The 23,048-nt window shown below is 61.0% G+C and carries 20 protein-coding genes; 2 read left to right on the forward strand and 18 right to left on the reverse strand.

The genetic code is table 11. The features are described from left to right. Positions 1-90: 90 nt before the first annotated feature. The 17 genes from atpB to P3T24_RS17120 all read right to left on the reverse strand — a co-directional run bounded on the left by atpB (position 91) and on the right by P3T24_RS17120 (position 20,050). Entirely contained in the window at positions 91-942 is an 852-nt protein-coding gene (gene atpB, locus P3T24_RS17040) for a F0F1 ATP synthase subunit A (RefSeq protein WP_074265883.1), read from the reverse strand. A 154-nt stretch (positions 943-1,096) separates the two neighbouring features. Then, positions 1,097-1,639 (reverse strand): ATP synthase subunit I, encoded by a 543-nt coding sequence (locus P3T24_RS17045; protein WP_074262941.1) that lies wholly within the window; start codon positions 1,637-1,639, stop codon positions 1,097-1,099. 280 nt (positions 1,640-1,919) lie between these two features. Continuing rightward, positions 1,920-3,026, reverse strand: coding sequence for an SLC13 family permease (locus tag P3T24_RS17050; RefSeq protein ID WP_429287816.1), 1,107 nt, complete (start codon positions 3,024-3,026; stop codon positions 1,920-1,922). 58 nt (positions 3,027-3,084) lie between these two features. After that, entirely contained in the window at positions 3,085-3,972 is an 888-nt protein-coding gene (locus P3T24_RS17055; protein ID WP_074262942.1) for a ParB/RepB/Spo0J family partition protein, read from the reverse strand. Positions 3,973-4,010: 38 nt separating this feature from the next. Then, positions 4,011-4,781, reverse strand: a complete 771-nt coding sequence (locus P3T24_RS17060) for a ParA family protein (RefSeq protein WP_074262943.1) — start codon at positions 4,779-4,781, stop codon at positions 4,011-4,013. Between the two features lie 63 nt (positions 4,782-4,844). Next, the gene (rsmG, locus tag P3T24_RS17065; protein WP_429287706.1) at positions 4,845-5,540 is read right to left on the reverse strand and encodes a 16S rRNA (guanine(527)-N(7))-methyltransferase RsmG; all 696 of its coding nucleotides are present in this window, start codon (positions 5,538-5,540) and stop codon (positions 4,845-4,847) included. After that, complete coding sequence (gene mnmG, locus P3T24_RS17070; RefSeq protein ID WP_429436295.1) at positions 5,537-7,504, reverse strand: tRNA uridine-5-carboxymethylaminomethyl(34) synthesis enzyme MnmG; 1,968 nt, start codon at positions 7,502-7,504, stop codon at positions 5,537-5,539. The genes rsmG and mnmG overlap by 4 nt, the downstream gene beginning before the upstream one ends. A 174-nt stretch (positions 7,505-7,678) precedes the next feature. Beyond that, positions 7,679-8,431, reverse strand: a complete 753-nt coding sequence (locus P3T24_RS17075) for an ABC transporter ATP-binding protein (RefSeq protein ID WP_429436938.1) — start codon at positions 8,429-8,431, stop codon at positions 7,679-7,681. A gap of 11 nt (positions 8,432-8,442) precedes the next feature. Beyond that, positions 8,443-10,227 (reverse strand): ABC transporter permease subunit, encoded by a 1,785-nt coding sequence (locus P3T24_RS17080; protein WP_429436297.1) that lies wholly within the window; start codon positions 10,225-10,227, stop codon positions 8,443-8,445. A 4-nt stretch (positions 10,228-10,231) separates the two neighbouring features. Beyond that, a complete protein-coding gene (locus tag P3T24_RS17085; RefSeq protein WP_074262948.1) occupies positions 10,232-11,287 on the reverse strand; it encodes a branched-chain amino acid ABC transporter permease in 1,056 nt (351 codons plus the stop codon). Between the two features lie 45 nt (positions 11,288-11,332). Beyond that, on the reverse strand, positions 11,333-12,493 hold the full coding sequence (locus P3T24_RS17090; RefSeq protein ID WP_074262949.1) for an ABC transporter substrate-binding protein: 1,161 nt from the start codon (positions 12,491-12,493) through the stop codon (positions 11,333-11,335). A gap of 790 nt (positions 12,494-13,283) precedes the next feature. Continuing rightward, positions 13,284-14,255 (reverse strand): branched-chain amino acid ABC transporter permease, encoded by a 972-nt coding sequence (locus P3T24_RS17095; protein WP_429406608.1) that lies wholly within the window; start codon positions 14,253-14,255, stop codon positions 13,284-13,286. After that, positions 14,255-15,139, reverse strand: a complete 885-nt coding sequence (locus P3T24_RS17100) for a branched-chain amino acid ABC transporter permease (protein WP_074262951.1) — start codon at positions 15,137-15,139, stop codon at positions 14,255-14,257. The genes P3T24_RS17095 and P3T24_RS17100 overlap by 1 nt, the downstream gene beginning before the upstream one ends. A 153-nt stretch (positions 15,140-15,292) precedes the next feature. After that, entirely contained in the window at positions 15,293-16,507 is a 1,215-nt protein-coding gene (locus P3T24_RS17105) for an ABC transporter substrate-binding protein (protein WP_429436299.1), read from the reverse strand. A 56-nt stretch (positions 16,508-16,563) separates the two neighbouring features. Then, on the reverse strand, positions 16,564-17,322 hold the full coding sequence (locus P3T24_RS17110; RefSeq protein WP_074262953.1) for an ABC transporter ATP-binding protein: 759 nt from the start codon (positions 17,320-17,322) through the stop codon (positions 16,564-16,566). Further along, entirely contained in the window at positions 17,319-18,098 is a 780-nt protein-coding gene (locus P3T24_RS17115; RefSeq protein WP_074262954.1) for an ABC transporter ATP-binding protein, read from the reverse strand. Before P3T24_RS17115 ends, P3T24_RS17110 begins: the two co-directional genes overlap by 4 nt. Positions 18,099-18,343: 245 nt before the next feature. Further along, a complete protein-coding gene (locus tag P3T24_RS17120) occupies positions 18,344-20,050 on the reverse strand; it encodes a GMC family oxidoreductase (RefSeq protein WP_429436302.1) in 1,707 nt (568 codons plus the stop codon). A 721-nt stretch (positions 20,051-20,771) separates the two neighbouring features. On the opposite strand from P3T24_RS17120, the gene P3T24_RS17125 reads away from it, so the two are divergent. Together P3T24_RS17125 and P3T24_RS17130 are read left to right on the forward strand one after the other, a co-directional pair. Next, a complete protein-coding gene (locus tag P3T24_RS17125; protein WP_429406616.1) occupies positions 20,772-21,671 on the forward strand; it encodes a LysR family transcriptional regulator in 900 nt (299 codons plus the stop codon). A gap of 226 nt (positions 21,672-21,897) precedes the next feature. Beyond that, the gene (locus P3T24_RS17130) at positions 21,898-22,434 is read left to right on the forward strand and encodes a class IV adenylate cyclase (protein WP_074262957.1); all 537 of its coding nucleotides are present in this window, start codon (positions 21,898-21,900) and stop codon (positions 22,432-22,434) included. A gap of 33 nt (positions 22,435-22,467) precedes the next feature. Here P3T24_RS17130 and P3T24_RS17135 read toward each other — a convergent pair whose 3' ends face one another. After that, entirely contained in the window at positions 22,468-22,977 is a 510-nt protein-coding gene (locus tag P3T24_RS17135) for an Lrp/AsnC family transcriptional regulator (protein ID WP_074265885.1), read from the reverse strand. Between the last annotated feature and the right edge of the window lie 71 nt (positions 22,978-23,048).

The following is a 23,048-nucleotide window of genomic DNA, read 5'->3' on the forward strand; positions in this document are numbered from 1 at the left end:
ACTCCTTTGTGAAAAGTCTTTTTGGAACTGGTTGGAACTAGGATTTAAAAAACTAAAAAGCTAAGGCAATTCGTTGTTCGACAGCGCAGGTTAGTGCGTATCGTGTGCCTGGCCGAGGTACACCAGCGTCAGCATCATGAAAATGAACGCCTGCAGCAGCACGATCAGAATGTGGAAGATTGCCCACACGCTGCCGGCGATCACGTGGCCGATGAAGCCAAGCACCGTCGTGTCCGCGCCGAAGCTCCAGATGCTGCCCAAGAGAGCAATCAGCAGGAACAGCAGTTCGCCCGCGTACATGTTGCCGAACAGCCGCATGCCGAGGGAAACCGTCTTTGCGACGAACTCGATGATGTTCAGTGCCAGGTTCGGGATCCACAGCAGCGGATGCGCGCCGAACGGAGCGGACAGCAGTTCATGAACGAAGCCGCCGGCGCCCTTGATCTTGAAGTTGTAGTAAATCATCAGCACGAACACGCCGAGCGCGATGCCGATGGTGCCGTTCAGGTCGGCCGTCGGCACGATGCGGTGGTGCGGGATGACTTGCGAAAGACCAAGCCAGCCGATCACGCGGCCCGGCAGGTCGACGGGGATGAAGTCGAGCGAGTTCATCAGGGCAACCCAGACGAACACGAACAGTGCGAGCGGCGCAATGAAGGTGCGGCTGCCGTGGATCATCGACTTGGACTGATCTTCGACCATCTCGACCAGCATCTCGATAGCGCACTGGAAACGACCCGGCACGCCGGCGGTCGCTTTACGTGCAGCGAGATGCAGGATGAAGATCGTGGCCAGACCGCAAACGATCGACCAGAACAGGGTGTCCAGATTCCAGACGTGAATATCGAAAATCGACGTCTGGTGCGCGGTGGAGAAGTTCTGCAAGTGGTGCGCGATGTACTCGGACGGATCCATCGCGCGCGTTCCTTCGCTAGCTGCCATATCGTTAATGCCACCCAAATTGTCGAAAATCAGTTCGGGCTGTTCCCGCCGCAACACTCTATTGCGGGAACACGCCGGCGCAGGTCATGTCATACCCGCGCGCCTTTTTGCCAGCGCCGCGCGCCAGCCAGTATTTTTTGCGTTACTTCACCGCTCACCGCCAGGCAAGCGCGATCCAGTATGTCTTCAATGCAATGAGGTAAGTCACGAGCAGCGGCACCCAGCGTACGTCGTGATACCAGAAAGCGATGGCTACAAACATCGCGATCGTTGTCCCCATCTTGAGCGCTTCGCCGATCATCCAGCTCATGACTGTTTCGGCGCCGCTCAGTGTTCTAAGGCGTGCCGCGAACATCGCGCCCGGCACCCAGCAGATCGCTCCCCCCAGGAACGCGGACAGCGCAGCAGCGCCCGGCGGCTTGTAGAACAGCCACCACACCAGCGTAGCACCCAGGGACAAAACCATTTGCGCCGCCACGACCTTGAACGGCGTGACGCGCGATGGACGACTCACATTCGGACCGAACAGCTTCTCTGCTTCAGCCCGCGTGAGCGGAACGATATTGTTATCTTGCTGCTCGGCATCCCACGCGTCGTCATGCGTAACGTGCTGGCCGGACGTGGCGGAAAACGTGCGTTCTGCGCGGCCTTCGTCGCGCCGATTTTGGGGCGCTTGATTCGACGTTTTAAGCGCCATCGCAGTATTCCGGAAGTCTCGTGCCGCCCGTCAGCTTACGTGAAGATTACGGGGTTGTCGTGCAATTAAATCCGGGCGATTGTAAGCGATAGTTGCAGGCAATTCAAGACTTTAGGCCTTTCAATAAAACGCGTGAAACGGCCCGCCATGATGCGGGAAATGGCGCTTCGGAGGTAGGACGACTCCAACTGTAAGGCTGTCGGGGGGCCACGAAAAATGCGGCTTGAATTGCGCTGATTGGCGGTGCTTTGGCTACCATGTGGACGTCATGGCGTCCGTATCAAATATGCAACAGAAGCCAGCCACCTACTGCTCCGGCAGCGAGCCAGAAGGGTATGGCATAGAGATGAAACGGCAGCCACATACCGCGCTGTTTCGACAGACGCACTGCAATCAGATTCGCCAGCGAGCCGATCGCGAAACCGAAGCCGCCTACGCTGACGCCGTATGCGAGCGCACGCCAGTCCTTGGTGAACTCGGCGAGCATGATGGCTGCTGGAACGTTGCTGATGCCTTGCGACAGAATCGCCCCTGCGGCAAAAGCGCGCAGCGTCGTCGCGAGACCTAGTTGGCCGACGAACTGGTGTACCCACGGTAGCGCGGCCACACTACGCAGCACGATGAACATGAACACGAAGATCAGCAGCAGCAGCCAGTCGATCTTGAGGACGATCTCGCGGCGCCAGAGCAGGAAGCCGGCCATGATGCCCGCCAATCCGATGCCCGCATGATGCGTGTCGGCCAACAACACGAATGCGACGAACAGCACGGCCGCGACCCCGAGCAGGCGCCGGTCGACGTCGTAGGCACCGGCGTCTTTCGACAGATCCAGCGCCTTGCCGCGAAAGCTGAACGCCGCCAGCACGTAAAGCATCGCCATCAACGCGGCACACAATGGAGCCAAGGCCGCAACGAAGCCGCCGAAGGAGGCCCCACTGGTCTGCCAGAGAAACAGGTTCTGCGGATTGCCGAGCGGCGTCAGGATAGAACCTGCGTTCACCGACAACGCGATAAAAATCACAAGGCGCTTGAGCGGCAGCGGCGTGAGCTCATGCAGTGACAAGGTGAGCGGCACAACCACAAACAAAGCCACGTCATTGGTCAACAGCGTCGAGAGCGCAGCCGCGAGTCCGATCAGCAAAAACGCCAGACCGCGCTCCGAATGGATGTAATGGACCACGCGGTGCGCCATCCAAATCAGGAATCCTGATAATTCGATGGCCTTGGTCAGGATCAGAAGCCCCGCCAGCGTCAGGACGGTCTGCCAGTCGACGAGCCCCGGCAGCGAAAGCCACGGGCGCGGGTGCAGACACTGCAGCGCGACCAACGCGACGACCAGAACCGATAGAACCGGCTCTTTCGTCGCGAGGGCGATCAGCTTGTGCAGCGGATTGCTACTGGCGGTTTTGGTCGGGCGTTCGGCCGAGGTCAAAGCTATTGATCGCTCACGCGGTCGCGTTGCCGCGCAGGCGGGCAAGAATACCTTCGAGTGCGTCGAGGTCACCGAACTCCACCAGCACCTGGCCGCGTCCCCGGCGGCCGAGCTTGATCTTGACCGTCGAAGCCAGCAGATCCGACAACTCTTCTTCGAGGCGGCGCGTATCGCGGCCACCGTCGTTGTTCGCCTTTGCCTTTACCGCCGGCGCCGCTTTCGTCGTGGTGGTCACCAGTTTCTCGGTCTCACGCACCGACATGCGCTTGTTGACCACCTGATTGGCCAAAGTGATCTGCGTAGCGGCATCCACGGCCAGCAGCGCGCGTGCGTGGCCCATATCGAGATCGCCGGCGAGCAGCATTGTCTGCACCGGCGCGGCCAGGTTCAATAGACGCAGCAGATTCGACACCGCGCTGCGCGAGCGCCCCACCGACTCAGCCGCCTGCTCGTGCGTAAAGTTGAATTCGTCGAGCAGACGCTGGATGCCCTGCGCCTCTTCCAGCGGATTCAGGTCTTCACGCTGGATATTCTCGATCAGCGCCATCGCGGCGGCGGCCTGATCGGGTACATCGCGCACCAGTACCGGCACTTCGTCCAGACCAGCCAGCCGTGCCGCGCGGAAGCGCCGTTCGCCGGCGATGATTTCGTATTTGTCCGCCGACACCGGGCGCACGAGGATCGGTTGCATCACGCCCTGCGCGCGGATGCTGGCCGCGAGCTCCTGCAGCGCGCCTTCGTCCATGCGCGTACGCGGCTGATACTTGCCGGCCTGCAGCTTGCCGAGCGGCAACACGTTAGGCGCGCCCTCGATCTTCACCGCCTCGGTGATATCCGCACTGCCGCCGAGCAGCGCTTCCAGCCCGCGACCCAATCCCTTCTTTCTTGCTACTGCATTCATCGTGCTTCCTCGATCAGCTTGGGATGCATGGTCACGCGTCAGATCGCGCGCACCCGTTCAATCATTTCCGCGCCGAATTGCACGTACGCCTGTGCACCGCGCGAGGCCCGGTCGAACACCACACCCGGCAACCCATAGCTGGGCGCCTCGGCCAGACGCACATTGCGCGGAATGACGACGTCAAATACCTTGTCGCCGAAGTGCGCCTTCAACTGGTCGGAAACCTGTTGTTGCAGCGTGATGCGCGGATCGAACATCACGCGCAGCAGGCCGATCACCTTCAGGTCGCGATTCAGGTTTGCGTGAACCTGCTTGATCGTATTGACGAGGTCCGAGAGCCCTTCGAGCGCGAAGTACTCGCACTGCATCGGGATCACCACGCCGTGCGCCGCACACAGCCCATTGAGGGTCAGCAAGGACAAGGCCGGCGGACAGTCGATCAGCACGAAGTCGTACTCATCCTGCACCGGCGCCAGCGCGTCCTTTAATTGACGCTCGCGATTTTGCACACTCACCAGTTCGACTTCCGCACCTGCCAGTTCGCGGTTAGCCGGCACGACATCGTACGAAACCGCTTCAGGCCGCACCCGTGCATCTGCAACCGACACTCCGTCCACCAGCACCTCGTAAATGGTATTGGTGCAGGCAGCCTTGTCGACACCGCTACCCATCGTGGCGTTGCCCTGCGGATCCAGATCGATGAGCAGAACACGCTGTCCCTGCGATGCGAGGCTCGCGGCGAGATTGACTGCTGTCGTCGTCTTGCCGACGCCACCCTTCTGGTTCGCAACGCAGAAGATTTTTGCCATCGTTGGTGTGTCCCTTTTTGCTGCCTGGATAAATTGGAATGCGCTTATGCCCGGTTCGCGGGGCTAACCAGCGGGATCCAGTCTCACCTCGACGAGGTGGCGCTCGGCATCGAGCGACGGCACCTTGAGCCGGATGATCTGCTTTGCGTGGGAGCCCGCGGGCAGCCGTTCGATCTCGCCGTCGGGTCGAACACCCTTCATGGCCCAGATCGCACCCTGCTCCGCTACCAGATGACGGGCCAGTGTAACGAAATCCGCGAGCTCTGCGAATGCACGCGAGACGATTACATCAAACTTTGCCGGTACTTCCACGCCAGGCTTCAGCGTTTCGACACGGCCGGTCACCACCGACAGGTTGGCGAGCCCGAGCTCCGCTTTGGCCTGAGCCTGGAATGCGGTCTTTTTATGGACGATGTCATTGAGCGTGACGGTCCAGTCAGGCAAGACGATGGCCAGCACGATACCTGGCAGACCGCCGCCGGAGCCGACATCGAGTGCAGAAGATGGGCCGAGCCCGGAAAGGTGCGGCACGATCGAAAGCGAGTCCAGAATGTGCTGGATCAGCATCTGCCGCGGATCGCGGATGGCCGTGAGGTTGTACACGGCGTTCCACTTGGCAAGCAAGGCAACGTAGTCGAGCAGTTTGCCGAGCTGGACGTCGCTCAGGTCAAGGCCCAGCTCCTTGACGCCCTCGTCAAGCAATGCGGCCAATGCTTCCCTGCTGTCCGCGCCGCCAAACCCCTTCTGCCGTGCCGTCATTGCGTCACCGGCGTGGAGTCGGTGCCGCTATCGGCGGCTCCGGCTGGCTTGGTCGAGCGACGTCCGAGGCCGCGCTTCAGGTGAACCATCAGCAACGAGATCGCCGCTGGCGTGATACCTGAGATGCGCGATGCCTGGCCGATCGTCTCCGGACGGAACTGCGTCAACTTCTGGCGCGCTTCGAATGACAAGCCACGCACTTCGGCATAGTCCAACCCGTCGGGCAGACGCGTGTTTTCGTGCGACTCGTTGCGCTCGATTTCTCCAGCCTGACGCTCGATATAACCCTGATATTTGATGCCGATCTCGATCTGCTCCTTGATCTGAGCCAGCAAGACGTCGTCATCGGCAAGGATCTCGGCCGGTGCGCAAGCACCTTCGCGCAAGCCACACACGCCGTCGTACGTCACGCCTGGACGGCGCAGCAGATCGGCGAGGCTGTACTCGTGGTCGATCGGCTTGCCGAGCAAGGCAGTGGCTTCGTCCGCGGACAGCGTCTTGGGATTCACCCAGGTCGTGCGCAGGCGCTCTGTTTCACGTGAAACAGCCTCGCGTTTGCGGCTGAATGCGTCCCAGCGAGCGTCGTCGACGACGCCCAACTCACGACCGAGCTCCGTCAGACGCATATCCGCATTGTCTTCGCGCAGGCTCAGACGATATTCGGCGCGGCTAGTGAACATCCGGTACGGCTCCGACACACCGCGCGTTACCAGATCGTCGACCAGCACGCCGAGGTAAGCCTGATCGCGGCGCGGGCACCACGCGTCCCTGCCCTGCACATGCAGCCCCGCGTTGATACCAGCCAGCAGACCTTGCGCGGCAGCCTCTTCATACCCGGTCGTTCCATTGATCTGACCGGCGAAGAACAGCCCGTTGATAACCTTCGTCTCCAGCGACGCCTTCAGCCCGCGCGGATCAAAATAATCGTACTCGATCGCGTAACCCGAACGCAGGATGTGCGCGTGCTCAAGGCCAACCATCGAACGTACCAGGTCCAGTTGCACGTCAAACGGCAGGCTGGTGGAAATCCCGTTCGGATAAAACTCGTTGGTCGTCAGACCTTCCGGTTCAAGGAAAATCTGGTGCGATTCTTTCGACGCGAAACGGTGAATCTTGTCCTCGATCGACGGGCAATAGCGCGGCCCCACCCCTTCGATGACGCCCGTGTACATTGGCGACCGGTCGAGCCCGCCGCGGATGATGTCATGCGTGCGCTCGTTGGTATGCGTCACCCAACACGGCACCTGGCGCGGATGCTGTTCAACGCGGCCAAGAAACGAGAACACCGGCACCGGATCGACATCACCCGGTTGCTCCTCGAGCTTCGAAAAATCGATCGTGCGACCATCGATACGCGGCGGCGTACCCGTCTTCAGTCGACCCTGCGGGAGCTTGAGCTCTTTAAGACGCGCCGATAACGACACCGCCGCCGGATCGCCCGCGCGGCCACCGGTGTAGTTGTTCAGACCCACATGAATCTTGCCGTCCAGGAACGTCCCAGCCGTCAGCACGACAGCGCGCGAGCGGAAGCGAATTCCGACCTGCGTCACCGCGCCGACTACCCGGTCCCCTTCCACCATCAGGTCGTCCACCGCCTGCTGGAATAGCCAGAGATTCGGCTGGTTCTCGAGCCGATGCCGGATGGCCTGCTTGTAAAGCAGACGGTCGGCCTGGGCGCGCGTAGCCCGCACGGCAGGACCCTTCGATGAATTCAGGATGCGAAACTGGATGCCGCCCTCGTCCGTGGCTGCGGCCATCGCGCCGCCGAGTGCGTCGACTTCCTTCACGAGATGGCCCTTACCAATGCCGCCAATCGACGGATTGCAGCTCATCTGTCCGAGCGTTTCGATGTTGTGCGTCAGCAGGAGCGTCTTGTTGCCCATGCGCGCCGAAGCCAAAGCGGCTTCGGTGCCGGCATGACCGCCGCCAACGACAATTACGTCAAATTCTGTGGGATAAAGCATCGCGGATCTCACGCCGGGACACCGCGTGAACCTTCTAAGGAAAATGTATGGGCGAATTATAGCGGGTTCGCTTTTGGCCCGAATTTCGTCCGAATGGCCAAGGTATAAAAAAAGCGGTGTGTTTCACGTGAAACACACCGCCCGATACCGCTCAAACCATTGATAGGAAACGCTTTAGGCCACTCTCTTCGTCAAACCAAGATACGTTTCGATCACCCGTGGATTCTGAGCCAGATCGGCAGCAGGTCCCTCGATCGCCAGTTCGCCGGTCTCCAACACGTAACCGTAGTCGGAAATCTGCAGCGCCGCCCGTGCATTCTGCTCGACCAGCAATATCGCCACACCTGTCTGACGCAACGCGCTGATGATGTGAAAAATCTCCTTTACGATCAGCGGTGCGAGACCGAGGCTAGGTTCGTCCAGCATCAGCAATTCCGGCTTGCCCATCAACGCGCGCCCTACCGCGAGCATCTGCCGCTCGCCACCGGACAAGGTGCCGGCCGCCTGCTTGCGACGCTCCTTCAACCGTGGAAACAAAGTAAAGACGGGCTCAAACTGATCCAGATAACCGCGTTCGCCCGCCCGCTTGCGCCGGTAGGCGCCCAGCACCAGGTTGTCTTCCACGCTCATCGTCGCAAACAGCTCGCGCTTTTCCGGGACGAGACACATGCCGCGCGCCACCCGCTTTTCGACCGGCACCGCGCTGATATCCTCATTGTGATAAAGGATCCCGCCCTTCGCGCGACCGCTCACCGGTAGCGCACCCATGATCGCGTTGAGTAACGTCGACTTACCCGCGCCATTCGGACCGATCACTGAAACGATCTGCCCCGGCCGCACCTTGATGCCGATGTCATGCAGCGCTTCGACCTTACCGTAGCGGACCGATACGCCCTCCACGTCCAGAATCGGCACAGCGGAATTCATCATCGTTCTCATCAGTCCACCCCGCCCAGGTACGCTTCGAGCACCGCCGGATCCTTTTGCACATCTTCCGGCAGCCCTTCGGCGATCCGCGTCCCGAATTCCATCACGATCAGCCGATCGGTCAGATTCATGACGAAATCCATGTCATGCTCGACCAGCAGCACACTCATCCGCTCTGCCTTGAGCTTGCGCAGCAGGTCGGCGAGTTGCTGCTTTTCCTGGTAACGCAGGCCTGCAGCCGGCTCATCGAGTAGCAGCAGCGTGGGATCGCAGCACAGCGCGCGGGCAATTTCGAGAATTCGCTGCTGACCCAGCGCCAGGCTACCCGCCTCGTCATACATATGCTGTTCCAGCCCCACCCGACGGATCTGCTGCGCCGCTTCCGCCATCAGCTGCCCTTCTTCCGCGCCATTCAGCCTGACAACGCTGCGCCACACGCCGGCGTGACCGCGCAGGTGTGCGCCGATCGCCACGTTCTCGAGCACGCTCATACCCGGCAATAGCTTGACGTGCTGAAATGTACGGCCAATTCCGCGTTTGACGATCTGACGTGAGGCGAGCGCATCGATCCGTTCGCCCCGGAAAGTGATCTCACCGCGAGTCGCCCGCAGCGCGCCGGTCACCAGATTGAAGGTGGTCGACTTGCCTGCACCGTTCGGTCCGATCAACCCGATGATTTCACCCGCCCTTACCTCGAAGCTGACATCGTTCACCGCAACTAGTCCACCGAACTCTTTGCGCGCCTTATCCACATTCAAGAGCGTTTCGCCGGCCGCCGGTTTGCTGCGCTGCGGCAATGGCTCCGCCTGCTCTGGCACATGAGCCTGCGGTCCGCGCGGAAACAGGCGCGCCACCAGCGGCCAGACGCCCTGCCGCGCGTGCTGCAGCAGCAACACCATCAGCACACCAAACACGATCACTTCGAAATTGCCGCTTTCGCCCAACAGCTTCGGCAGCAGCGTCTGCAAATAGTCCTGCAGGACAGTCAGGATCGCCGCTCCGAGCACCGCTCCCCAAACATGCGAGACGCCACCCACAACCGCCATGAAAAGGAACTCGATACCGTGGTTCAAGCCGAATGGCGTCGGATTCACCGCACGCTGCAGATGCGCGTAGAGAAAACCGGAGATGGACGCCAGCACGGCGGCATAAATAAAGATCACCACCCGCATCCACGCGGTATTGACGCCCATCGCCTCGGCCATCGCCCCGCCGCTCCGCAGCGCTCGAATCGCCCGTCCCGGGCGGCTATTAAGCAGGTTCTGAACGGAGACGACCGCGCCAAGCACCACCAGCCAGATCAGGTAGTAGATATGCCGCCCCGACTCGAGGCTGACACCGAGCACGTTGAGCGCCGGAATGCCGTTGATGCCGTCGTATTTGCCGAGAATGTCGAGATTGCCAAACAGATAGAACAGCGCTAAACCCCACGCAATCGTACCGAGCGGCAGGAAGTGCCCTGAAAGCCGCATGGTCACGGCACCCAGGATCAGCGCGATCAACGCGGTCAACACCACGCCTACGATCAGCGCGAGCCACGGCGACACGCCGTACTGCGTAGTCAGGAATGCGGTGGCATACGCCCCTACGCCGACGAACGCCGCCTGCCCGAAGCTCGTCATTCCACCAACGCCTGTTAGCAGCACCAGACCGATCGCCACGATCGCATACAGCCCGATGTAGTTGAGCAGCGTCACCCAGTACTCTGGCAGATGCACCGGCTGCGGCAGCACCGGTAGCGCGAAGATCACCACGAGGAACAGCCCGAAGAGCGCGCTGCGCATGATACGTTTCATCGTGTCACTCCTCGTCCTCTTCCGCGTGCGGACTGGCGAAACTGCGCCACAGCAGCACCGGGATGATCAGCGTGAACACGATGACTTCTTTATAGGCACTCGCCCAGAACGACGAATACGACTCCAGCAGGCCCACCAGCACGGCGCCCGCCGCCGCGAGCGGGTAGCTGACCAGTCCGCCGATGATGGCCCCCACGAAGCCCTTCAGACCGATCAGGAAGCCCGAGTCGTAGTAGATGGTGGTCAGGGGTGCAACGAGGGCGCCGCACAGCGCGCCGAGCCCTGCTGCGAGCGTGAACGCGAGCTTGCCGGCCTGGGTCGTGCCGATGCCGACCAGCCGGGCGCCGACGCGATTGACGGAAGTCGCCCGCAGGGCCTTCCCCGAGATGGAGCGGTCGAAGTACAGATAAAGCGCCGCGATCAACACCAGCGCCGCACCGATCACCCACAAGCTCTGTCCCGAGACCGACAGGCTGCCGACGTTGAAAGTGGCATCCGAGAAAGCATTGGTGCGCGAGCCCTCCGCGCCGAACATCACTAGCCCAAGCCCAACCATCGCAAAATGCACCGCGACCGCAACGATCAGCAACAGCAGTGTCGTGCCTTCGGCGATCGGCTCGAAAGCCAGCCGGTAGACGAACGGTCCCATCGGGATGACGATCAGCAGCGTCAGGGCAATCTGCGCGAGCATCGGCAGCGGTTGTGCGAAGAGTTCGTGCGTCACCGCGTACACCGCGACCGGGAACAACAGATACTTCGCCACAAGCATCGCCAGCGTGCGCATCGCATGGGCGCGCCGCTCCGGATGCCCCACCAGGCCCGCCGTCTCGACCACGAAACACGCCGCGCCCATCGCTATCAGCAGCCAGCAGGTAGCGGGAAACTTCTGCGACTGCACTGCGGCGAGCGTCAGCGCGCCGTACGAGACGAACTCACCCTGTGGGATAAAGATGACCCGCGTGACGGAGAACACCAACACCAGAGCGAGCGCGAGCAGCGCGTAAATCGCCCCGGTGGTGATGCCGTCCTGCGCCAGGATCGCCGCGATAGATAGATCCATACTTCCTCGTCATGAACCGTCGAAACCTGGATGCTGCGAAGCCCGTCACTCGTTCTGCAGCTTCCACTTGCCGTCGACAATCTCCACGATCACGCGCGCGCGCGTGTCGAGGCCGTTGTGATCGGTCGCCGTGGTATTCATGATGCCGTGCGCGAGCGGCAGTTCCTTGATGTTCGCCAGCGCATCGCGCAACGCCACACGGAACGCTTCAGTGCCCGGCTGCCCCTTCTTCAGCGCTTCGGGAATCGCCCGCTGCAGCATCTGGCCGGCGTCCCACGCATGGCCGCCGAACGTCGATACCGAACCCGCGCCGTAGGCCTTTTCATAGGCATTTTTGTATGCCTCGGACGACTGCTTCACCGGGTTCGAATCGGGCAACTGATCGGCCACCAGGATCGGACCGGCTGGCAGCAGTTCGCCTTCGCAATCCTTGCCGCACACGCGCAGGAAGTCGTTATTGGCAACGCCGTGGGTCTGATAGATAGTGCCCTTGTAGCCACGCTCTTTCAGCGTCCTGGCCGGTAGCGCCGACGGCGTGCCCGCGCCCGCGATCAGCACGACGTCCGGATTGGCGGACATCGTCTTCAGCACCTGGCCGGTCACGGATGCATCGGTGCGGTTGTAGCGCTCATTGGCGACGACCTTCAGATGATGCGCGGCCGCGGCGGTGCTAAACACGTTGTACCAGCTCTCGCCATACGCGTCCGAGAAGCCGATGAAACCCACCGTCTTCACGCCGTGCTTCTCCATATAGCCGGCAAGCGCGTCAGCCATCAGGCTGTCGTTTTGCGGCGTCTTGAAGGCCCACTGCCGCTTTGCATCCATTGGCGCGATGATTTCCGCCGAAGCCGCCAGCGAGATCATCGGCGTCTTGGCCGCCGAGACCACGTCGAGCATCGCCAGCGAATTTGGCGTCGCCGTGGAACCGACAATTGCGTCGACGTGATCTTCATCGATCAGCTTGTGAGTGTTCTGCACGGCCTTGCTGGTGTCGGTCGCATCGTCGAGCACGATGTACTGCACGCTCTTGCCGGCAATTTGCTGCGGCAGTAAAGCGATGGTGTTCTTCTCAGGAATCCCGAGCGATGCGGCCGGACCCGTGGTCGACAGGGTCACGCCAATTTTCACCTGCGCTACGGCCGTGCCCGCGCCGCATACCAACGCAAGCGCGACGGCCGCGCCTACCCACTGCTTCGTTTTTTTCATTGCGAATCTCCGAACGCTTGACGCGCCCATTTGTTATCCGGTTTATCAGCCGAATGCCTGAATCTGTGACCGGTCCAACGTGCCTGCCGTTATTTTCTCTGCCGGTCCCGCCTACGACGATCTGCGATTATGCGCGAGCGACAAAAAAGGCGCGTAACTGCTCGCGCCCTCTCGTTGGTTCAATGGCTAGCATTTAACGCGGCATTCATTCCACGCAATGCCGAATTCATCCTGCTCCGCGCCCAACCGTGCAACTCGCTCGAATGGAATGGGCCAATCTGAATCCCAGCCCGAAGCGCGGTGAATGACGAGTGTAGAGGACGCGAGCCGCTTGCGACAAGCGTTGCGCGTGCATCAGCCCGGCGACGAAATCCCCAACTGCGGCAGAACCAGCCCACTCGATCAAGCGGAAAATGTGCAAAACTGAATGAGAAAAGCCGCAAGAAAACGCACAGACAAGCCGTAGGACAAATGCGCAAAACGGGTAAATGAATTTCCGAAACCGCAAATAAAAAGCGCTGTTGGATCAATATCCAACAGCGCTTTCGTCTGGGCACTTAGTGCCTCATGTCTCCTCGTTCTCCACCTGCAAATTCGGTGTTCATCAGAACTGCGTGAAGATTAAACAACCGCCCCCATCCGGACAACTAGCATTTACCCTAGTGGTGCATCGCAGCACTGTATTGGGGCACATTTTAAACATTGCGATGCAGCCCTCGCGGCTGCAGGGGATTTTGCCTCTTTTACCGATTTGCATCGGACACCGAAGCATCTCGCGATCGCACGCCTGTTACGCGCGCAGCGGGCGAACCCGCGCCACGATCTCACCGACGATGCCACGCCGAAACGCCAGCACGCAGGCGATAAAGATCACGCCCGTCACAATGGTCGCCGACTCGCCCAGCGAATTGAACCACTGCACCCCAGTCGCCGATGCGAGCGCACCGCCGATATCGCCAAGCCGGTCCTCGAGCGCGACGATCAGCGCCGCACCGAGCAGCGGCCCGAACAAGGTGCCCATGCCGCCGACCAGCGTCATCAGAATCACCAGACCCGACATGGTCCAGTATGCGTCGCTCAAGGTTTCGAAACCGAGCACCAGTACCTTCAACGATCCCGCCAGTCCCGCAATCCCCGCCGACAACACGAAGGCCAGCAGCTTGAAACGATCCGTGTCGTAGCCGAGCGAGACAGCCCGCGGCTCGTTCTCCTTGATCGCTACGAGCACCTGTCCGAAAGGCGAGTGAACGATGCGTACGATCAGCAGGAACATCAGCACCATCACCACCAGGATGACGTAGTAAAGCGTGATATCCGACGACAGGCTCAGCAAGCCAAACAGCTTGCCGCGCGGCACGCCCTGCAGGCCATCCTCGCCGTGCGTGAACGGCGCCTGCAGAAACACGAAGTAGACCATCTGCGCGAGTGCGAGCGTCACCATCGCGAAGTAAATGCCCTGCCGGCGGATAGCAAACAGCCCGACGACCAATCCAAGCAGTGTCGCCGCCGCCGTGCCAGCGAGCACGCCCACTTCCGGCGGATAACCGAGGGTCTGGATGGCGTAGCCGGTCGTATAACCGGCCATCCCCAGAAACATGGCGTGCCCGAACGACAACAGGCCCGTGTAGCCGATCAGCAGGTTAAAGGCCGCAGCGAACAGCGCGAAGCACAGCACCTTCATCACGAACAACGGATAGACGCCGATGAACGGCACGGCAATCAACGCGAGCAGCAGCAGCCCGTACAGCGCTTTTCTTTGCATCACTTTTCCTTGCCGAAAAGACCCGCCGGGCGCACCAGCAGAACGAGCGCCATGATGACGAAGACGACCGTCGCCGAGGCTTCCGGGTAGAACACGCGCGTGAACCCTTCGATCACGCCGAGCAGCAAACCGGTGAGAATCGAGCCCATGATCGAACCCATCCCGCCGATCACCACCACCGCGAACACGGTGATGATCATGGGCTGCCCCATCAGCGGCGAGACCTGGATCACAGGTGCGGCGAGCACGCCGGCAAATGCAGCGAGCGCCACGCCGAAGCCGTAGGTGAGCGTGATCATCAACGGCACATTGACGCCGAACGCCTCCACCAGTTTCGGGTTCTCCGTGCCGGCGCGCAGGTAGGCACCGAGGCGCGTCTTTTCGATCACGAACCACGTGGCGAAGCACACCACCAACGAGGCGAGCACCACCCACGCGCGGTAATTTGGCAAGAACATGAAGCCCAGATTGGTCGCGCCCGAGAGCGCGTCAGGCACATCGTACGGTTGGCCCGAAGAACCATAGATGGAGCGGAACACGCCTTCCACCACCAGCGTCAGTCCAAAGGTCAGCAACAGGCCGTACAGATGGTCGAGCTTGTACAGCCAGCGCAACATCGAGCGTTCGATCAGAATGCCGAACGCGCCGACGATCAGCGGTGCGAGCACCAGCATCACCCAGTACGGCAGATTGAAATACGACAGCCCCATCCACGTCAGCATCGCGCCCAGCATGAACAACGCGCCGTGCGCGAAGTTGATCACGTTAAGCAGCCCGAAGATGATCGCAAGACCCAGGCTCAGGATCGCGTAGAACGAGCCGTTCACAAGCCCGAGCAGCAGCTGGCTCAGCATCGCCGAGAGCGGAATGCCAAAGATTTCCATTGAACCCCTTAGCCCTTAACCTATCGTCAAGGTGAGATCGAGCTACGCGTGTTTCCGGCGACACGTAGCTCGTACACAGCCTGTCCGCAGCATCGTGAACCGGCCCGTCTGCCGTCCATGCAAAGGACCGGCAAACGGGGTTTCAGCCGAAGCTTATTTCCACAACGCGCAGCGCGTTTCCGCCTTGGTCGTGAACGCCTGATCGCCCGGAATGGTTGCCGTGATCTTGTAGTAGTCCCACGGTTCCTTCGATTCAGCCGGCGTCTTCACCTGCATCAGATACATGTCGTGAATCATGCTGCCATCTTCACGGATGTAGCCCTTGGCGTAGAAGTCGTCGATCTTGGTCTTCTTCAACTGGGCCATGATCTTGTCCGGATCCGTCGAACCGACCGCCTGCACCGCCTTCAGATAGTTCGTGACGGCCGAGTAATCGGCGGCCTGCAGGCTCGACGGCATCTTCCTGGTCTTGTCAAAGTAACGCTCAGCCCACTTGCGGGTGGTGTCGTTCTTGTTCCAGTACCACGAGTCGGTCAACACCAGACCTTGAGTCGTCTCGAGTCCGAGACTATGGATATCGTCGATAAAGATCAGCAGCGCCGCGAGCTTCATCGTCTTCGTGATGCCAAACTCCTTCGCGGCCTTGATCGAGTTGACCGTATCGCCACCGGCGTTGGCAAGGCCCAGCACCTGCGCCTTCGATGCCTGCGCCTGCAGCAGGAACGACGAGAAATCCGAAGCCGACAACGGGTGGTGCACGTCACCGAGCACCTGGCCGCCGTTTGCCTTCACCACGGCCGCAGTCGCCGTCTCCAGTGCCTTGCCGAACGCGTAGTCAGCCGTCAGGAAGAACCACGTCTTGCCACCCTGCTTCGTCACCGCCGCGCCCGTGCCTTTCGCGAGCGCCGTCGTGTCGTACGCGTAGTGAATCGTGTACGGCGTGCATTGCTCGTTGGTCATGGTGTCCGCGCCAGCGCCGACGTTGATATAGACCTTGTGCTTTTCGCCCGCCACCTGGTTCATCGAGAGACCGGTCGCCGAGTTCGTGCCGCCGATCAGCATCTGGACGCCGTCGCGGTCGAACCATTCGCGTGCCCGCGATGCGGCGATATCCGCCTTGTTCTGGTGATCCGCATAGACCAGCTCGATCGGCTTGCCGTTGACCTTGCCGCCGAAGTCGGCGATCGCCATACGGATCGCTTCGAGGCCGCCCGGGCCGTCGATATCTGCGTAGAGGCCGGACATGTCAGTGATATAGCCGATCTTGACCGTGTCGTCGGCAGCTCGCGCGCCGCCCATCATCACTGCGGCGCTGGCCGCAGCAGCAAAGCAGAACGCTGAAAGTCGCGCGAGGGTTTTCATTTTCATTGGTGTCTCCTTGTTTCCTTGCTTGTGGTTATCAGAGGCAATCGGGCGCTTATCGTTTATACGCCCAGCAGATCGTGCAGCGCCGGCATCTTGCTTTCGAGTTCACCCGCCCCGAAGTGCTCGACGATGCCGCCATGCTCCATCACATAGAAGCGGTCGGCGAGAGGCGCAGCAAAACGGAAATTCTGTTCGACCATCACGATCGTGTAGCCGCGCGCCTTGAGCGTCACGATCATGCGCGCGAGCGCCTGCACGATGACCGGTGCAAGACCCTCGGAGATTTCGTCGAGCAGCAGCAAGCTCGCGCCCGTGCGCAGGATGCGGGCTACGGCGAGCATCTGCTGCTCGCCGCCTGAGAGCCGCGTGCCCTGGCTCATCCGGCGTTCGTGCAGGTTCGGAAACATCGCGTAGATTTCGTCGAGCGACATCACGTGCGCGGCATCGCCGACCATCGGAGGCAGCAGCAGGTTCTCCTCACAGGAGAGGCTCGAAAAGATGCCGCGTTCCTCCGGGCAATAGCCAATGGCGCAGTGCGCGATGCGATGGGTCGGCATATCGATCGTTTCACGACCGCCGACGCGTATCGAGCCGGTACGGCGGCCGGTGAGTCCCATGATCGCGCGCAGCGTGGTCGTGCGTCCGGCGCCGTTGCGGCCCAGCAGCGTCACCACTTCGCCGCGGTTCACCGTCAGATCGACGCCATGCAATATATGGGATTCACCATACCAGGCCTGCAAGCCCGCTATCTCCAGCGCGGGCTCCGCAACGGCGAGCTCGCTGACTTCGACATTCTCGCGCTCGGCAATCGTGCTCATGCGTGCGCTCCGGCGAGCGCAGCGTCGGCGCTGCCCATATAAGCCTGCATGACCAGCGGACTCCTGGATACTTCAGCGTACGTGCCTTCGGCGAGCACCTCGCCGCGCTGCAGGACGGTGATCGTATCGGAGATGCCGGCAATCACATTCATGTTGTGTTCGACCATCAGAATGGTGCGGCCGCTCGACACCTTCTTGATCAACGCCGTGACGCGATCGACGTCTTCGTGACCCATGCCCTGCGTGGGTTCGTCGAGTAGCATCAGTTCGGGCTCCATGGCGAGCGTGGTGGCGATTTCGAGGGCGCGTTTGCGTCCATAGGACAACTCGACCGTCAGCACATCGGCGAAATCGGTCAAACCGACCTGGGTCAGCAGATCCATGGCGCGATCATCGAGTTGATGCAGCGAACGCTCGCTTTTCCAGAAATGAAACGCCGTGCCCAGGGCACGCTGCAGGCCGATGCGCACGTTCTGCAATGCCGTCAGATGCGGAAACACAGCGGAAATCTGAAACGAGCGAATGATGCCGCGCCGGGCGATCTGTGCGGGCCGTTCGCGCGTGATATCGACGCCGTTGTAGACGATCTGCCCGGCAGTGGGTACGAGAAATTTGGTCAGCAGATTAAAACAGGTGGTTTTGCCGGCACCGTTCGGACCGATCAGCGCATGAATCGAGCCACGGCGTACGCGCAGGTTGACGCCGTTGACGGCGACAAAGCCCTTGAACTCCCTGGTCAGCCCGCGCGTTTCGAGAATCGTATCGCCGAGAATCATGTTCCCTTCCATGCGAAGTAAGGCGAAGCACTACGATCTTCCGCGCCAAAGGCTGCGCGACGTTTTGATGGCGACGACACCCCCGTGCCGATCGTTGGCGTGGTGCACCAATGCGGACGGTAATCCATGGCGCGCGACGCAGCATGGCGTCATTGTCGCGCCAATGATGCACCGCATTCATCGGGATTTGCACTTAGTATGCAATTGCGCGCCGCGGGACCCGCGGCGCGCAACGGGCCTGCCTGTCATGCAATGGACATCGAAGCGGTGGAATTTGTCTGCAATGCCTGCGCCGCAGCGCGTGCACGACGATCCTCGCGAATCATGTCGCTCGCGCGCTCGGCGATCATCAGCGTAGGAGAGTTGGTGTTGCCCGAGGTGATGGTGGGCATCACCGAGGCATCGACTACGCGCAAACCCTCGACTCCGATCACGCGCAGACGCTGGTCGACGACGGCGGCGGGATCGTCCGCGCTACCCATGCGACAGGTGCCTACCGGATGAAAGATCGTCGTACCGACCTTGCCGGCCGCCCGCTGCAGTTCCTCTTCAGTCTGAAACTCAATGCCGGGAAGAATCTCCTGCGGCCGATACGGGGCCAATGCGGGCGCCGCAGCGATACGCCGCGTGAGACGCACGGCATTGGCGGCAACGTGCCGGTCGTAATCTGTGGACAGGTAATTGGGCGCGATCAGCGGCGGCGCATCGGCCTCGGGCGACGTGATATGAATACTGCCGCGCGAGGTGGGACGCAAATGGCACACCGAGGCGGTAAACGCGTTGAAGCGATGCAGGGGCTCACCGAAGCGATCGAGCGAGAGCGGCTGCACGTGATACTCGAGATCGGGCCGCGTGAGCGAGCGATCTTCCGGGTCCGACTTCGCAAAAGCGCCTAGCTGTGACGGCGCCATTGCCATGGGTCCGCTCTGAAACAGCGCGTACTCCAGACCAATCATGAGCTTGCCCCACCAGTGCGCGGAGGCGGTGTTGAGGGTGCGCACGCCATCGACCTTGTAGGCCATGCGCAATTGCAGATGATCCTGGAGATTCTCACCTACACCGCGCAGGTCATGGACGACGTCGATGCCGAGGTTTTGCAGACGTACGCCATTACCGATACCGGAGAGCTCGAGCAATTGCGGCGAGTTGACGGCGCCTGAACTGAGGATGACTTCACAACGGGCCTTGGCGAAATAATTGGTGTTATTGCCGCGATATTCGACACCGGTGCAACGACGCCCATCGAAGACGACGCGTTGCGTGAGCGCACCCGTAATGATGGTGAGATTCGGGCGCTTCAGCGCGGGCCGCAGAAAGGCCTTCGAAGCGTTCCAGCGAACACCGCGCTTCTGGTTCACGTCGAAATAACCGACGCCGGTGTTGTCACCGCGATTGAAGTCATCGGTGGCAGGGAGACCGGCTTGCTGCGCGGCTTGCGAGAACGTTTCGAGGATTTTCCACTTGAGGCGTTGTTTTTCGACGCGCCACGGGCCGCCGGAGCCGTGCGATTCGCTGGCGCCGCCGTAGTAGTCTTCGCTGCGTCTGAAGATGGGGAGGACGTTGTTCCAGGACCACGAGGGGTCATTGGTGACGCGGGCCCATTCATCGTAGTCTTCGCGCTGGCCGCGCATATAGATCATGCCGTTTATTGAGGAGCTACCGCCCAGGACTCTGCCGCGTGGGTATGAGAGGGCGCGGCCGTTCAGGCCGGGTTCTTCTCGTGTTTTGTAGAGCCAGTCGGTGCGGGGGTTGCCGATGCAGTACAGGTACCCTACCGGGACGTGGATCCAGTGGTAGTCGTCCTTGCCGCCGGCTTCCAGTAGAAGTACTGATATTTCTGGGTCTTCGCTCAGGCGGTTTGCTAGCACGCAGCCGGCTGTGCCGGCGCCTACTATTATGTAGTCGTATTCGCCCTCCTGCGTTCGGGCAGCGCTCTGTTGGGTTGTGGTCATTGCTTTGTCTCCGGATTGCTGCTTTTTGTCTGCTTGGCGTGGTTTGTTTTTTGCCTGCGGCGCCTTGGTTCGTTGGTGTTACTGTGGTGTTGGCCTTTCCTTGCTTTGTTAGTGGTCTATTAGGTTCGCCCCTGTGCGGGGCGGCACTTACTTTCTTTGCCGCCGCAAAGAAAGTAAGCAAAGAAAGCGGGCTTCCAACCGCTAGCTCGTAGGTGTCCACCACTCGTGTGAACACGGAGTGGTCCGCGCACGAAACGTGCGCTCGCACCACACGAGCTCGTGACAAAGGACTCATCCACCCCACTCCGCACTACGTGCGTTGCGGATGGGTTTACCGAGGAAAGCAGGGGACGTGTGCGCCGGTGTTCGTTTCGCACCCCGCCGTCGCTGCACAATTCCTTGTCCATTCGCTTATCGTGTAACGTCATACTTAGGTATCCAAACACTTTCCGCATTGCCTTGCAAGTCGACGCTCGCACCCCACCCTCGAGGACCCATCCGCCGCGCTGCGCGCGGGCGGGATGAATGAGTCCTTTGTCACGAAGGGTGAGCGCACAGGGGCGACGCTAATAGACCACTAACAAAGCAAGGAAAGGCCACATCGCAGGAACACGGACCAGCGCCGCACAGGCAACAACAAAACCCAAAGCGTAAGCCCCACCCCGACCAAAATCTAATGAGTATTGCTCAACTGCCGTATAAGCCGCGCTAATATCAGCAGATGGACCTAACCCTGCTACGAGCATTCGTCACTGTCGCCCACGAGGGCAACCTCACCCGCGCCGCGGTGCAACTACACCTAACCCAACCAGCCGTCAGCCTACAGATCAAGCACCTGCAGGAAACGCTAGGCCTAACATTGTTTACCCGTACCTCACACGGCCTATCATTAACCCGCGACGGCCAGGCGCTCCTCCCACACGCAGAACGAGCCCTCACCGCCGCCAGCGACGTAGACCGCGCCGCCGCTTCATTACGCCACGAAGTGCGCGGCCGCTTACGCATCGGCACCATCCTCGATCCGGAATTCCTCCGCCTGGGCGGCTTCCTAAAGCAGCTCGTCGAGACCTGGCCACACATCGAAACAGCGCTGCGCCATGGCATGTCCGGCTGGGTCCTCGAGCAGATCCGTACAGGCGAGCTCGATGTCGGCTACTACATCGGCCAACCATCGGACGACGAAACGCGTGACAGCGCCATATTCCACGCCGTCACGCTAACGCACTTCCAGTACCGCGTGCTCGCGCCCGCCGGCTGGAAAGACCGCGTTAAAGGCGCGCGCGACTGGCGCGCGCTCGCCGCCCTGCCGTGGATCTGGACGCCGCCCGCGTCCGCCCATCACCGGCTTCTGTCGCGCCGCTTTGCCGAGGCCGGCGTCAAGCCTGTTAAGGTGGCTGAGGTCGATCAGGAGCCGTCGATGCTCGATCTGGTCAAATCCGGCGTTGGCCTGACCCTCGTGCGCGACGCCACCGCCATCGCCGAGGCCCATGCGCACGCGCTCACCATCGTCGAGGGCGTCACGGTGCCGACCCAGTTGAGCTTCGTCACGCTAGCCGCCCGCAAGGACGATCCGGCCATCGCCGCCGCCCTCAAGCTCATCGAGCAGCAATGGGCGATATGAGTCCGGCTCATGACAGCGAGAAGGCTTGCGGCGGCGAATCACATGAATCACCCAAATCACCGCCAACGTAACGCCACGGTCACGCGCTTTTTGCTAGATTCAGGGTTCGCGCACGTTGTCCGCGCAGCGCTTTTGTTTTGAGTTCGTTCGAGTTTGTCCTTCACGGCACGCTTCATCCTGTCCCACCCGAAGCCGCCGAAAATCCATCCTTCCTCAGGAGCCTGACATGGCCCGCAACATCGAAATCAAAGCCCGCGCCCAGCACTTCGATCAACTCAGCGAACGCGCCGCGGAACTGTCGCCCGAGGCTCCGCTGATCTTCCGCCAGCAGGACTTCTTCTACGATGTGCCGCGTGGCCGCCTCAAGCTGCGGCAGTTCGACGACGGCACGCCCGCTGAACTGATCTTCTATCAGCGCGACGACCGCGACGGCCCCAAGGCTTCGTACTACACGCGCAGCCCCGTGACGAATCCGGAAGCCATGCACTCGCTGCTCGCCACGGCATTGACCACACGTGGCATCGTCACCAAGGAACGCCACGTCTACACGATCGGACGTACGCGGATTCACCTCGACCGGGTGGACGGTCTGGGTGACTTTGTCGAGTTGGAAGTGCTCCTCGCGCAGGACGACGAGGAGGAAGACGGGCACGCCGAAGCGCATGAGATGTTTGCGAAGCTAGGGGTGCCAGAGTCAGATCTGGTGGCCGTCGCGTATGTGGATCTGCTCAGCCCGGATAGCGAGCCGCGCAAGGTTGCATAGTCCGCCAGGTGGCCAGCAGGACCGCCCGGCGGGTCACCGCCCGCTGCCTGCCTGGCCGGCGGCGGCCCCCGGCGCCAGATGCCCCAACGGCAACGGCCCGTTGCGCTTGAATGTAGTGAGCACGATATTCGAGCGCACACTGTCCACCCCCGGCACGCGCATCAGCTTCTTCATAACAAACGACGACAGCGCGTTCAGATCGGGCGCAACGATGCGCAGCAGATAATCCGCATCGCCGACCACCGCGTGGCACTCGAGCACCTCGGGCAGCATATCAATCTGCTGCTGGAACTGTTCGACGATCGAGTCGCCGTGATGCTTGAGCTTCAGACTCGTAAACGCGGTCACGCCGAGGCCCAGCTTTTCGGGCCGCAGCACCACGCGATAGCCGTCCACCACGCCCAGCTGCTCGAGACGCTGCAACCGCCGGCCAATCTGCGACGGCGACAGCGGTACCTGCTCGCCGAGTTGCTGATGCGTCGCCCGTCCAAAGCGCTGCAAGACCTCGAGCAACGCGAGATCGAAGTGATCAAGTTCAAGCATGATGATTCCCCGCATCAATATATCGTTTAACGCACGATTATTGCATACATAACTCAATCTATGCTTCATTC

The organism is Paraburkholderia sp. GAS33, from assembly GCF_050436645.1.
GTDB classification, from domain to species: domain Bacteria; phylum Pseudomonadota; class Gammaproteobacteria; order Burkholderiales; family Burkholderiaceae; genus Paraburkholderia; species Paraburkholderia phenazinium_B.